This window comes from Mycobacterium hackensackense (assembly GCF_025822555.1).
Lineage (GTDB): Bacteria > Actinomycetota > Actinomycetes > Mycobacteriales > Mycobacteriaceae > Mycobacterium > Mycobacterium fluoranthenivorans.
On the sequence record NZ_JACKUC010000030.1, the window covers coordinates 630,596 to 644,543 of the forward strand.

Sequence of the window (13,948 nt, forward strand, 5' to 3'; positions counted from 1 at the left end):
CCTCAAAGCCTTGATTGTCCTATCGTTGACGCCCGCGAACCCTACCGCCGGCCGTCTCTTCAGCCGTGTCAACCCGCTCGTATGCGGCTCTCGCCGACAACCATGGACGCCCGGTGGGGATGATTCTTCGTCATTGCGGGCACTCCGGCACTTTGACGGCCGGAACGACACTGTCAATCAGGGGCTGAACCGGAACTCGCGGCGCTCCCGGCGCGGTCGGTTCAGACAGTCGAAAGACCAGTTCACCTGATTGTCGCGGCGGGATGGCAACTTGGACTTCGAATGTCGGATGCCCACGCTCGGTGCCCGTGAAGACCGGTATGCGTTCGCCATTCGAGAACGCGCTCAATATCTTTGCGTCCTTGGTCGCCACGAGGCGCACCGACGTCAACATCGACCCGCTCGGCATAGTGAACGGAATATTCGGGATCACGCCGTTGGCTCCGGCCACGTAGTCGGGTAGTGGCGCGTCAGGGGCAACACTTTTCAACTTCACCGTGACAGTGGTGTTCCGATGATCCGCTGAGCAGCCGTCCGCGGCGTATTCAATCTCCCGCCGCAGATAGTAATCCATCTTGTTACCGCCGAGATTGTTGATGACGACCGCGGCGTAGGGCGCTGAGTCTGCGGGGACGGCATGACCCAGAGGTGTCTCTTCGAGCAGTTTCTGCTCGTCGGGCGACGCACTCCAGGCCGCGATGCGGCCCTCACCGACAGCCTTACCCAAGGCTTCGAGCAGCTGCCGTGGTGATTCCACGGTGCCCGTCATCTTCTTCACCACTGCGTTCGCAATATCCTGGAGATACTGCTTACGTGCCGTCTGATCGGTGGGAAAGCGCTGGTACGCAATCGACTCGGTCAGCTCAACCACGTTGTCTTTGGTGACCTTCTCACCGTCGGCAAGTGTCACCGGCCCCACTGCGCCAAGGATGTAGCTCAACGCAACGGGGTCAATGGCGATCGCACCATCAACGTTGATTCCCGACTGTTGCGCCCACATGGATTTCCAGATCTGGGCGGCATACGGAAAATGCGAACTGAGATTGCTGTTGCGGAAATCAGTGCTGGCGTTGGCGAACCCGTACTGTTCGCCGTACTCCGGTCCGAGGTCGAGCGGGGTGAACGGTCCCTTGAGTTCGGTGTTGGGTCCCAGCGCTTCGACGGTGGGCTTGCCGTTCTCGAAATGAAGAATGCCGAACCCACCGAGAATTCCCCCGGTACCACGCGCCTCGGCGTTGGTTTGAAAGCCCATGAAGTAGGTTCGCGGACCATCGGCCCCCATCATCGATGGGGCCAACCGGGCTGCAAGAGCGGTGTTTTCCAGAAGTGAGGTGATCTTTGCCGTTTGGGCTTGAACTTCCGTTCGAGCCCTCCCGAGTACCGACAGATACGCCGGTTCTGGGATCGCACTCGCCTCAGCTTCCAAACGGCGGGCATCCCCGGAGATCTTGCTGAGTGCAGGCTCGTTCTCCTGGAGAAGGCGTACGTTCAGACGTGAACCTTCGAACAGTTTGTCGGGCGAAATCGCCACGCCGACTTGCGCAGACGGCTTGAGCACCTCACTGGCAAGGCCGAGCACGACACCCGAGATCTGTCGGCCGGTCTCGAATGGACTACCCAACCACGGAACAGCGGCAGCAATACTCCACGGCAGCGAGCGCGTCGCGTCATTCGCTGCCTGGGCGTGAGTCGCCGCCGAGTCCGCCAATCGCCGGCCCTCGTCAACTCGCCCGTCCGACAGGGCTTCTTTCGCCTGCTGTGCGTCCCCCCGCGCCTGCTCCAGCTCACTTTTGGCCGAGTACGCCTCGAATCCGAGCCAGCCGAGCAACGCGACGACGATCACCAGGAGCGCTGCAGCCACCATCTTCGTCTGGCGGCCACTCAGCACATCACGAAAGCGTTCGAACCGTGGCGCGCCGTCAGTCTCCACTCGATCTTCATCGTTCGAAGAGTCGCTCAGCGGACATCGCCTTCCCATTCAGGGCTGCGGCCTATCTGACTGCAGCATCAACGGGACGGCTGATGTGTCCCTACTGACCAGTGCGGCGGTCTGCGGACTAGCAGCCCCTACCGAACGAGACGGTCAACGTGCCGTACGGCCCGATCTTCGCGCTTGCCCCCAAGAGGCACACCTGGAAGTTCAGTCCGCCCGTGATCGATTTGTAGATCGGCTTGAGGAAGCCCGGGATCAACGACAACGGTGTGAACACCAGCACGGTGGTCTGGGCCGGCGGGTTCGGATTCGCGGTACCGATCCACCACAGCTGATTCTGCAACCAGTTGTCCTGAGCAATGTTGTCGATAACCTGGGTCACCGGGGCCAGAGGGGCCGGTGTGGCGATATCGGCCTGGGCGGCAATCGCCGGAGTAAGAGTGGCAGCTGCCGCGACGGCGCAGGTTGCGACTCCCACCTGAAATTTGGTCGTTGCGTTGGAAAAACGTGTCGCGATAGCGGACATTTTCTCATGGCCTTCCGTCAAGGAACTTGAGAAAAGAATCCCAGACCCTGCGCCCCCTGTCAACACGAAAGAGCGCAGGTGAAGGGATGTTTCTACGGCTAAGCAAATTATGCGGAATGCCGATATCCAAGGCCCCGCTATCTTTGGTCAGCGCTGCCCGCGGAGTTGATCTACACCCGACACATAACGGACCAGCATCTCGTCAGAGTCGGTTGCCCGATATCCAGCGGAATACGTTTTTGCCAGGTCCAATACACTATTCCGCGGCCGAGGTGCGACAGGACCTGCAATTGAGGCAAAGTATCGTTCGGCGCTCACTGCGGTCACCCGATCCGGATCATGACCAGCCAGCGCAAACACCCGACGCGCGATACCCGCCCATGAGGTCACCGGCCCGGAGCCCGTCACGTTATACACGCCGTACGGGACACACGTCTGCAACAGGTGCCGGATGGCACCGGCCAACTCGGAGGCGAAGGTCAACCGCCCGAACTGGTCATCGACGACTGACGGGTTCACGCCGCGCTCAGCGAGACCCACCATGGTGCGGACGAAGTTGGGTCCGTCGCCGATCACCCATGATGTCCGCACGATGTAATGGCGAGGAACTGTGGTGACGATCTGGTCGCCTGCGGCCTTGGTCTGACCGTAGACGCCCAGCGGAGCAAGCGGATCGTCTTCGCGATAGGCCCGCTCTGTGGTGCCGTCGAATACGTAGTCACTCGAGATGTGGACAAGGGTCAGTCCGTGTGCGGTGGCGATCCGCGCCAATGCGGCCACGCCCGCGACGTTCGTCGCCCAGGCTGCAGCACGCCCCTGAGGTGTCTCTGCCGAGTCGACGGCGGTGTACGCCGCAGCGTTGACAACGGTGTCATAGTCACGCCACCGGAATGCCTGGTCGAAGTCGGCGGCGGCGAGGTCCACCTCGTCTCGCCCGGCGAAGTCGACGTACGGGACATCCGCGTACACGTCGCGCAAGGCCCGGCCCAGTTGCCCGTTCGCGCCAAGGACCAACGTCTTGCGCGGCAGCATCGGAACGACATCGCTCAGCCTCGGATGGGCACGGTCCTTGGCTGATAACTCGGCCGTTTCCAACGGGATCGGCCAGGCGATGGCCAGCGTGTCGTCTGCGAGGTTTACCGACGTGTAGGTGGCTTCCGGTGAATAGTGGTCGTTGACCAGATAGGTGTAGGCGGTGTTTGCTTCGAGGGTCTGAAACGCGTTGCCGACACCACGCGGCACGAACACCGCCCGGGATGGATCCAGCTCCGTGGTGAACACCGCCCCGAAGGAGGGGCCGGTGCGCAGGTCGACCCACGCACCGAAAACCCGACCGCTGGCCACCGAGACCAGCTTGTCCCAGGGCTCGGCGTGGATACCGCGGGTAGTGCCGACTGCATCGTTGAACGACACATTGTTCTGCACCGGCCCGAAGTCGGGCAGCCCGGCAGCCACCATCTTCTCGCGCTGCCAGTTCTCCTTGAACCAACCGCGGTTGTCGCCGTGCACCGGTAGGTCCCAGACGGTCAGACCGGGAATCGGAGTCGCACTGCAGCGCAGCGCCTTTCCATACTCGGTCACGGTTACTGGCCTAGGCGAGCGTAGAACGCTTCGGTCGCGTCTTTGGCCGGCGCCCACCAGGATTCGTTGTCGCGGTACCACTGGATGGTCGCGGCCAGACCGCTCTCGAAATCTTGGTACTGCGGCCGCCAGCCGAGTTCGGTGCGCAACTTGGTCGAGTCGATGGCGTAACGCAAATCGTGCCCTGCGCGGTCGGTGACATGGTCGAACGCGTCGGCGGGTTGACCCATCAAGGTCAGGATCATTTCGATGACGCTTTTGTTGTCCTTTTCGCCGTCGGCGCCGATGAGATAAGTCTCACCGGCGCGCCCCTTTTCCAGGATCGTCAGCACAGCCGACGAGTGATCGTCGGCGTGAATCCAGTCCCGCACGTTTCGACCCTCGCCGTACAACTTCGGGCGCACGCCGCGCAGAATATTGGTGATCTGACGGGGAATGAACTTCTCTACGTGCTGATAGGGCCCGTAGTTGTTGGAGCAGTTGGAGATGGTGGCTTCCACCCCGAAGGACCGTACCCAGGCACGAACCAGCAGATCGCTGCCCGCTTTCGTCGATGAGTAGGGCGAGGACGGGTTGTACGGAGTGGCTTCGGTGAAACGTGCCGGGTCGTCGAGTTCCAGGTCGCCGTACACCTCGTCGGTCGAAATATGGTGTAGCCGAACGCTATGCCTGCGCGCCGCCTCCAGGAGCGTGAAGCTGCCGACCAGATTCGTGTGCATGAATGGGTGCGGATCACTCAAGGAGTTGTCGTTGTGTGACTCCGCGGCGTAGTGGACGACGGCATCGACCGATCCCACCAAGTCGTCGACCAACGCGGCATCCGCGATATCGCCCAATACAAAGGACACCCGATCTTCCGGCAGGCCCGCCAGCGACTCGCGGTTGCCCGCGTAGGTGAGCTTGTCAAGAACGGTGAGGTGATGGTCGGTGTGTTCGACGGCGTAGTGGACAAAGTTGGACCCGATGAATCCGGCACCCCCGGTAACGAGCAACCGTGTCATCAGTGGCCCCTGTCGAGCAGACCCAACAAGTACGTCCCGTAGCCCGATTTCACCAGCAATTCGGCCCGTTCACGTAGCTCGTCATCGGTCAAATATCCCTGCCGCCAAGCAATTTCCTCAGGAGCACCGATTTTCAATCCGGTGCGTCGCTCCATGGTACGAACAAACTCGGCGGCGTCGGTCATCTGATCGAAAGTCCCGGTGTCCAGCCAAGCTGTTCCTCGCGGCAACACCTGCACCTGCAATCGTCCCTGTTCGAGGTAGCTCCGGTTGATATCGGTGATCTCGTATTCACCACGCGCGCTTGGCTTCAGGGACTTCGCCATCGCCACCACGTCATTGTCATAGAAGTAAAGTCCCGGAACTGCGTAGTTACTCTTGGGCGCCTTCGGTTTTTCCTCCAACGACACCGCCAATCCATCGCGATCGAACTCGATCACGCCGTAGGCGCCGGGCTCGGCCACCCAGTAGGCGAAGATCGCCCCGCCGTCGATGTCGTTGAAGGCTTGAAGTTGAGTGCCCAATCCGGGCCCGTAGAGCAGATTGTCGCCCAGCACCAACGCAACGCTGTCACCGCCGAGGAATTCGGCGCCGATCGTGAACGCCTGAGCCAGTCCGTCAGGCGACGGCTGTTGAGCGTAGTTAATCGACACACCGAATCGGGAACCGTCGCCCAGCAACCGCTCGAAGCTCGGCGCGTCATGCGGCGTCGTGATGACCAAGATGTCGCGGATACCGGCCAGCATCAGCGTCGACAGTGGGTAGTACACCATCGGCTTGTCGTAAACCGGGATCAACTGCTTGGACACACCCAAAGTGATCGGGTGCAAACGTGTTCCCGAACCGCCGGCCAGGATTATCCCTTTCACGCGGCCATCGTGGCACAGCAGGAGCGGGTGGGCTAACTTTGGAGCACCGGTGGATGCCTTGATCCACGAGCAGCAAAACCGCACCTTTCACCAGACCGAATCGGGGGCTGATCTGCACATCCTCTTCGTTTGCACCGGCAACATTTGCCGATCGCCGACAGGTGAGCGACTCGCCGCAGCGCGTGGTGCCGAACTGCAGATCCCGGATTTCGCCACCTCGAGTGCCGGTACGCGCGCTCTCATCGGGCATCCCATGCACGCCGACGCCGCACGAGTCCTGGAGGAACTGGGTGGGGACGCATCCGGATTTGTGGCACGACACCTCACCGCGCCTGTCGCCAACGACGCGGACCTGGTTCTCACCATGACCGCGGCGCATAGAAACGACGTGCTGGAACTGGCTCCGCGGCAGTTCCGCAAGACCTTCACACTGAGCGAGGCCGCACTGCTGGCCGCCGAGTACGAGCCGCCCACCGTCACCGACCTCGCGGCGCTGCGTCCCCATCTGGCCGGCCGGGCGGCGGCTGATATCGCCGACCCGATCGGGCAGGATCGGCAGTACTTCGCGGCGGTGGGGGCTCGCATCGCCGAACTGCTCACCCCAATCCTTGAACTGTGCCGGCGCTCCTCCGATTCACCGAGCGACTAGCCATCACATGTGGCTGACCCTCCTGGTCATGGCCGTTGCGGTCAGCTTGGAACCCTTCCGCATCGGCATGTCGGTCGTGATGCTGAACCGTCCCCGCCCACACCTTCAGTTGGGCGCATTTCTGGCCGGCGGGTTCGCGATGGGCCTGGCCACCGGCGTGACAGTGCTTTTCGTCATCGGAAAGCGGTTGCCGCAGGAGCATTTCACCTTGCCCCGCGTCCAGATCGCCATCGGCGCGATGGCGCTGGTCGCCGCGCTCGCTCTGGCGGTGATACCAGGAAAGACGAGAACACCTCCGGCGTGGATGACGCGACTGCTGGAGGGAGAATCTCTGTGGGTTGCGGGAACCGCCGGGCTCGGGATTGCCCTTCCCTCGGTGGACTATCTGGCGGCCCTTGCCGTCATTGCGGCATCGGGGATCGGCACGTCTGCGCAATTGGGCGCCCTTGTGTTGTTCAACGGCGTGGCATTCGCCCTTGTGGAGATTCCACTGATCGCCTATCTGGTCGCCCCGGCCAAGACCGGTGCGGTGATGACCGCTCTGAACGACTGGATCCGCGCGCGTCGACGCAGAGAAGTCGCAGGTCTGCTGACCGTAGTGGGCGCCGCGCTGCTGCTGGCGGGGTTGTCGGGCGTCTGAGCCACAGCATTGCGGGTCCGACAACTACGACATGCACAGCGTCGCTCACCAAAATTTACGTCTCGTTCACGATCGCCCACCCGCACACGCCCACGTACCGCTCACCCGCACGGGGTACCACGTGCGGGCTACATGCCGTGCGCTGCAGGCCGGCGCCGGCACACCGTCCGGCACCGGTCGCACAATCACGATCCTCATGACATACGGCAACTGCGAGATCCGTTCAGCAACCTCACAGTCACGATCTCCAGCAACTCCAGGGGTCATCGCCGTGCGTGCTGCCCGTGTTCACCCGAGTGACCCCCTCACCGCATCCACAATTCAGCTCCGATCAGGCAAGAAAGTCGCTGCACAACCGATAGCAGGAAGGGTTGTCCCATGAGCGGTGCCGTGCCGACCGCTTTGCTCCAATACGGGAAGGCATCACGAAGTGATTCAACCGATGCGTTATCGAGCAACCTCGGCGAATGTCCGCGAATAGTCCCGAGGGACGGCAACCCACCGTTAACCGGCCAATAGGAACATAATTCAGCAAACTTAGAAGGACATAAAAGACTCTGCATTGCGCGCACCGTCCCACCGCCGGTGCAGGTACCGACCGGCACGCCACAGAAGCCGTCAAAGTGGCTTTGAACTGGACTTTTACTGTCACATTCATGTTCCGGCGACAGGGGTCGACATTTATCTTCCGAAACGTTAATAATTCACTGTGCAAACCCCGAGCGGGCCCATTAGTATCCTTCTGAACTGCGGAAAGGATGGGAACAGTGCCATGACGGACGCAAGATGTAGCCTCACCTTGCACGTCACGCGCTCACCGCGATCCAGCAAATTCCACATCGAGTTTTCACAACGCCCCTTAGGCGATGGCTCCAAGGACGCTCGCTATCGCATACCCACTCATGAAACATTGCTCCCATTGACGGCGCCGTCAGCAAGATATCGGCCTCAGCGTCGGTATACGCAAGATCATTCGGAGGATAAATTGTTTGCTGACTTCGAACGGACGGGTAAGTGACGGACGTAGCTGACGCGATTGCGCGTGTCCCCGCCGCCGGAAAAACCGTAAGGGCCGCAGTCGCGGTTAAGAAACTGGCCGCGGGCACAGTCGAACCGCCGCATACCCGTTGGGAACGTGCCGCCGCACCGAGGACGAATCTCTTCCCGACCACCGACATCGAACCGCAGCAGATCGACAAGACTGCGCCGAGTAGGCCACTCCTCAGCCGTATCCGGGGATACATGGTGGTTCCGGTGATCGACTTCGCGATGATGCTGATGCCACTCGCATGGCGGCCACCCCAGATCCTCTCGATGCTTGCCTTCACCATTCTTGGAATCCTGCTTCTCACCGGCGGAACCAAATACACCGCGCCGCTGCACTTGAGTGTCTTGGACGAGCTCCCCACGATTCTCACGCGGTTACTGGCCGCAGCCGCCGTGGTTTCCACCGCGATCCTCTATACGCATCAGAAGATCTCGGTGCTGACCTTCCTTGAGACGGCCGCGCAGGCTATCGCGCTCGTCGTGCTCGGGCGGCTCATCACCACACGTCTCATTGCCGCAAGCCGACGGCGTGGGCTGACCAGACACCACACCGTCCTCATCGGCGGAGGTGTGGCGGCATCCGAACTCGCCAGAACTCTCGCCGAACACCCTGAGTACGGGCTCAAGGTCGAGGGCTTCGTCGATGACTGCGACATCTGCCCGGCCGAGAAATACCTCAAGCGCCTCGGCCGGCTGGCCGACCTGGATATGGCCGTTGTGACATCGGGCGCGGACACGCTCCTGATCGCCGACGGCTCATTTGAGGAACGTGCGCTGATGACAGCCGTGAGAACCACGGCATGTCTGTCAGCAGAGTTGCTGATCGTTCCGCGGATGCATCACTTCCACACCCAGACCGGTATGGCCGACCAGATCGGCTCCATTCCCATCATGCGGATCCGCAACCCCAACCTGCAGGGACCGACGCGAGTGATCAAGCGAGTGTTCGACATCGTGGTCTCGACAATTGCGCTCATCGTGCTGATGCCCGTACTGGCCACGGCGGCCATCGCGGTTCGGATCGAGGGCGGACCCGGCGTCATCTTCCGCCAGGTCCGCGTCGGCCGAGACGGAAAGCAGTTCGAATTGCTGAAGTTCCGTTCGATGCGCCCGGCGAATGAAGCAGAGTCACAAACCCGTTGGAATGTGGCCTCAGACAACCGCGTAGGCCCAGTCGGACGGCTCCTGCGCTGCACGTCGATCGACGAACTACCCCAGCTCTGGAACATCTTCCGTGGGGATATGACCATTGTCGGTCCACGACCGGAACGGCCACATTTCGTCGAGCAGTTCTCCACCGAGGTGGACCGGTACGCCTATCGGCATCGGGTTCAGGTGGGTCTCACCGGCTTCGCCCAAGTCAGTGGTCTCAAAGGCGATACTTCGATCTTTGACCGGGCCCGGTACGACAATTTCTACATCGAGAACTGGTCGCTGTGGCTCGACATCAAGATCATCATCCGGACGTTCCGCGCGGTGGTGCTGTATCGCGAGCGATCAACCCGGTAAGCGAGCTCCCTCCACCGACACACCGTCTCAGTGCGACCTGAGTCAGTCGGACAGGTAGGCGGGGCCACCACCGGGTGACCGTACAAGCCGTTGAGTAGCCTGACCACCATGCCAAACGCGTCCCTCCTGACCCTGCTCCAGGAACGCGCCATCGCGACTCCCGACGCCGAGGCCTTCACCTTCACCGACTATGACGTCAACCCGGCCGGTGTGGCTGAGACGCTGACCTGGGCGCAGGTGCACCGCCGCACGCTCAACGCGGCCGTGGAGTTCGAGCAGTACGGGTCCCCCGGCGACCGGGCACTGATCATCGCCCCGCAGGGCCTGGACTACATCGTGGCGTTCCTGGGCGCCATGCAGGCCGGTTTCATCGCTGTGCCCCTGTCGGTGCCGGTACCCGGCTCGCATGATGAGCGGGTCAGCGCCGTAGTCGCCGACACGTCGCCGGCGGTCGTACTGACCACCTCGGCGGTCGCCCACCTCGCCACCCAGTACGTCGATGACGGTGCCGCCATGATCGCGGTGGTGTCCGTGGACACCCTGGATCTCGACGGGCCCGCACCCACGAACTCCGCACCGGCAGAGGGCCCGGATACCGCCTATCTGCAGTACACCTCGGGTTCGACTCGGTTGCCGGCCGGCGTGATGATCAGCCACCGCAACCTGCAGGCGAACTACGAGCAGTTGATGGCCGACTACTTCGCCCAGCACGGAGGCGTGCTCCCCGACGGCACCAACTTGGTCTCGTGGCTGCCGTTTTACCACGATATGGGCTTGATGCTCGGAATCGCGGGGCCCATCTTCGCCGGGCATGCGGCGGACCTGATGAGCCCGCTGGCGTTCTTGGGCAATCCGATGCGCTGGGTGCAGGCGTTGTCTCGGCCCAGGTACGCGTGGTCAGCCGCACCCAACTTCGCGTTCGATTTCGCAGCACGGCGCGCCGGTGATGCCGACCTGTCGGATCTCGACCTCAGCGGGATCCTCGGCATCATCAACGGGGCCGAGCGGATCCATCCGCCCACCCTGGTGAAGTTCAACGAGCGGTTCAGCGCCGTGGGCTTCCGTCCCGAGATGATGGTGCCCTCATACGGACTCGCCGAGGCGACAGTCTTCGTGGCCAGCGGCAACAGCGGCCGTGTGCCCGAAGCCGTCGAGTTCGCCGCCGAGGATTTGGTCGAGGGCATCGCGACCCGCAGCCCGGGTGGGTCACCCCTGATGAGGTACGGGATGCCAATCTCGCCGCTGGTGCGAATCGTCGACGCCGACACCTGCCGACTCTGTCCGGACGGCATCATCGGCGAGATCTGGACCCACGGCGAGAACGTCTCCGCCGGTTACTGGTGCAAGCCCGAGCAGACCGGGTCCGCATTCGGTGCGACGCTGGCGGACGCGCCGCCGGACGACCCCGAGACGGGGTGGCTGCGCACCGGCGATCGAGGCTTCATCTCCGAAGGCGACCTGTTCATCGTCGGACGTATCAAGGACATGCTGATCGTGCGCGGCCGCAACTACTACCCCGAAGACATCGAAGCCACCGTCCAGCAGATCACCCGTGGCCGGGTGGCAGCCATCGCGGTGCCCGACGAGCAGACCGAGAAGTTGGTCACCGTCATCGAGCTGAAGAAACTCGACGGTTCCGACGACCTGACCGTGGTGAAAGGTGATGTGACCGCAGCGATTTCCCGCGCACACGGACTCCACGTCGCCGATATCGTACTGGTGGCGCCCGGCTCGATCCCGACCACCACCAGCGGCAAGATCCGCCGCGCCGCCTGCATCGAACAGCATCGGCAAGGGCAGTTCGTGCGATTGGACGCTGCGCCGTGAACTGTTGGCGACGTGTGACACCGGCGACGTGCTGCTCGACCTTGGCGGCGATTTAGCGCGTTGCCGCCGTGGTGATTACGCGCCTGGCGCTGCAGCCTGCGTCAGAATCGCGCGCGACGTTGCAGAACTGCCGGCTTCAGTACTTCCTCATCTCCGCCGAGCGGGAACATCAGAGCGTATATCGCCCCCATCACCAACATCAGCAGACCGTACAGCGGGTCAGACAGCAGGCCCCATCCCGTGAAGGTGCTGATGACGAACGGGATGAGAAAGGCAGCCGCTGCCGCGGCCGGCGCATGAACGATCCCGGCCTGTTTGCGCAGGCGAAATCCCCGGACGAACGTCCAGAGCACTGGCAACCACAGCGCGACCGCGCCGATGACACCGATCTCCACCGCCGCGAGCAGGAAGGCGTTGTGCACAGGCACACCCGACGCTGTCAGCGCGTCTGACAACCCAACGACACTTACGTAGCTGTTCGGCCCCACCCCGACAAAAGGATGATCCATCACCGCTTGTAACCCGATCTCCTGGAGAACACTGCGACCACCACCGGTCGGATCCTCCTCGAACCTTCGCTGTAGTACCGGGTAGCTCGCAACGAGCCCGACTATCGCGATGCCCAACGCGCCGAACCTCTTGCCTCGCGGAGCCCGCTGCCCATAGGCAAAGAACGCCCAACCCATAAGCAAGACAAGGGCTCCGAAAATCTGAGCTCGACTTCCAGCGGCGATACAGATTCCCATGACAAGCGCGAAGATCAACGACGTCCGGCCGCTCCGCCACGAAGCGGCCGTATCCCGAAGCGCCAGGATCAGGACGAAGATCATCAATGTTGCGTTGGCCAGCTGTCCGGGATGATTCAGAAGGCCGTTGTAGCGCCCATCGAGGATGGCGAGCTCCTCAGCGCTCATCGGGTTGATGTCAAACCCGATCGCCTGTCCGGCAACCACCACAGCTTGTATCCCGAGTAGTCCGGTCAGGTACATCGCGGCACGCTCGCGGACACGCGGATCGGCGCGTATGGCATACGCACATGACGTCCCGACAAGCCAAGCGGCAAACCCCACACCCAAGTGCGCCAGGCCAGCGTCATGCTCGTCCGACCTACCCCACGAAAGCCAGGTACCTGCCGCAAGCCAAATTATCGCCGGCATAAGAAGCCAAGCTCCCGGAAAGTGCAACCGCCCAGCAAGGTTGATCAGTAGTGCCGCGACGACGGCAATCATTACTGAAGTCACACCGATGGAGGACGGCGCAATGTCGACATGCTTGTACACATCGCCCAGGTAGAGAACATAAACTGGCGCGAGATAGCACACCGCGACGACAAACACCAAGGTGATCGCCGAGCTTTCTTCGGGACCTCGTTGCAGTCCGCGTACCAAAATCAGGGCAAACACCACAGCGAGCACATAGACGACGGTCATGGAGTCAACACCCCCGGCCTTTTAGGCACATCACGACCACATCCTGGCGATCGTTCATGAGGCCAGCAAACTTGCGATCCGGGCCGCACTTCTGGACTTGTGCTTTGCGCAATACGTCGCGAAGCCTTTCCAATAGACTTTGGACTTTCCCACGCCGCGGGTTGATGTACTTTCATAATGAAGCGCCTCGATATCGCGCAGAATGAGATTTCGATAGCCTCTGGCCTTCACGCGACGTGACAGGTCCACATCTTCGTAGTACAGAAAATAATCCTCGTCGAATCCCTCGACCGCGACGAACAATTCGGACCGAATTGCGAAGCAGAAGCCCGAAACCCAGTCCACCTCCAGCTCGGATCCTTCTCTCAAACCATCCGCAAGCGTGTTCCGCCTCCCCAGAATTCTTCCCCCGCCCGCAAGGATCTTGTTTCTGAGTCCGACTGGCAACAGGTCATCCAGCCGAGTCGCTGCGGCAACCTCTTTCAGTAGCGATGGCCAAGGGCCGCCGGCGAATCCCGCGCGACCATCCGGATATCGCATTCTCGGCGCCACCATGCCGGCATCATCCGCCCCAGTGACACGAGTATGAAGCCGATCGACCACCTCAGGCGTGACCACGCAGTCCGGATTGACCACGAGAAGACTGATGTCTTCCGCAATCGCTGCATGTGCAGCGGCAACGGCGCGATTGACCCCGCCGCCGAAGCCGTGATTCAGACCGTCGGACAGCACGGTGACCCTATCGCTGCCGAACTCCTCGATCACTGACCGTGTCGCTGTGTCCGGCGAGTTATCCCATACAAAGACGCGTAGATCCGGAACCGCAAGCAGAGCATTAATACACTCGCCGATCACCGTCTCTGAACGAAACCCCACGACGATCGCCACTGGACTGTTCATCGGGCTGTGGAACCACACGTGGCTGTTAGGCCGGAA

The 13,948-nt window shown here is 61.9% G+C and carries 11 protein-coding genes; 4 read left to right on the forward strand and 7 right to left on the reverse strand.

The window, feature by feature from the left end:
- Positions 1 to 130: 130 nt before the first annotated feature.
- The 5 genes from H7J86_RS12505 to rfbA form a co-directional block, all read right to left on the reverse strand.
- The gene (locus tag H7J86_RS12505; protein WP_267292903.1) at positions 131 to 1,864 is read right to left on the reverse strand and encodes a DUF4012 domain-containing protein; all 1,734 of its coding nucleotides are present in this window, start codon (positions 1,862 to 1,864) and stop codon (positions 131 to 133) included.
- A 193-nt stretch (positions 1,865 to 2,057) separates the two neighbouring features.
- Entirely contained in the window at positions 2,058 to 2,411 is a 354-nt protein-coding gene (locus tag H7J86_RS12510; RefSeq protein ID WP_267291311.1) for a hypothetical protein, read from the reverse strand.
- 195 nt (positions 2,412 to 2,606) lie between these two features.
- A complete protein-coding gene (locus tag H7J86_RS12515) occupies positions 2,607 to 4,040 on the reverse strand; it encodes a sugar nucleotide-binding protein (protein WP_267291313.1) in 1,434 nt (477 codons plus the stop codon).
- 2 nt (positions 4,041 to 4,042) lie between these two features.
- On the reverse strand, positions 4,043 to 5,041 hold the full coding sequence (gene rfbB / locus H7J86_RS12520) for a dTDP-glucose 4,6-dehydratase (RefSeq protein WP_267291315.1): 999 nt from the start codon (positions 5,039 to 5,041) through the stop codon (positions 4,043 to 4,045).
- Entirely contained in the window at positions 5,041 to 5,910 is an 870-nt protein-coding gene (gene rfbA / locus H7J86_RS12525; RefSeq protein WP_267291317.1) for a glucose-1-phosphate thymidylyltransferase RfbA, read from the reverse strand. The genes rfbB and rfbA overlap by 1 nt, the downstream gene beginning before the upstream one ends.
- 112 nt (positions 5,911 to 6,022) lie before the next feature.
- Here rfbA and H7J86_RS12530 point away from each other — a divergent pair, with 112 nt between their 5' ends.
- From H7J86_RS12530 to H7J86_RS12545, 4 genes are all read left to right on the forward strand, one after another.
- On the forward strand, positions 6,023 to 6,559 hold the full coding sequence (locus H7J86_RS12530; protein WP_443677658.1) for an arsenate reductase/protein-tyrosine-phosphatase family protein: 537 nt from the start codon (positions 6,023 to 6,025) through the stop codon (positions 6,557 to 6,559).
- Positions 6,560 to 6,566: 7 nt separating this feature from the next.
- On the forward strand, positions 6,567 to 7,199 hold the full coding sequence (locus tag H7J86_RS12535) for a GAP family protein (protein ID WP_267291319.1): 633 nt from the start codon (positions 6,567 to 6,569) through the stop codon (positions 7,197 to 7,199).
- Between the two features lie 1,254 nt (positions 7,200 to 8,453).
- Positions 8,454 to 9,755: a sugar transferase gene (locus H7J86_RS12540; protein WP_267291320.1), complete on the forward strand. Its 1,302-nt coding sequence runs from the start codon at positions 8,454 to 8,456 to the stop codon at positions 9,753 to 9,755.
- Between the two features lie 108 nt (positions 9,756 to 9,863).
- Positions 9,864 to 11,582, forward strand: coding sequence for an AMP-binding protein (locus H7J86_RS12545; protein WP_267291322.1), 1,719 nt, complete (start codon positions 9,864 to 9,866; stop codon positions 11,580 to 11,582).
- Positions 11,583 to 11,683: 101 nt separating this feature from the next.
- Here the strand turns inward: H7J86_RS12545 and H7J86_RS12550 are convergent, their stop codons facing one another.
- Together H7J86_RS12550 and H7J86_RS12555 are read right to left on the reverse strand one after the other, a co-directional pair.
- Complete coding sequence (locus H7J86_RS12550) at positions 11,684 to 13,012, reverse strand: O-antigen ligase family protein (RefSeq protein WP_267291324.1); 1,329 nt, start codon at positions 13,010 to 13,012, stop codon at positions 11,684 to 11,686.
- 54 nt (positions 13,013 to 13,066) lie between these two features.
- Positions 13,067 to 13,900: a glycosyltransferase gene (locus tag H7J86_RS12555; protein WP_267291326.1), complete on the reverse strand. Its 834-nt coding sequence runs from the start codon at positions 13,898 to 13,900 to the stop codon at positions 13,067 to 13,069.
- Positions 13,901 to 13,948: the final 48 nt, after the last annotated feature.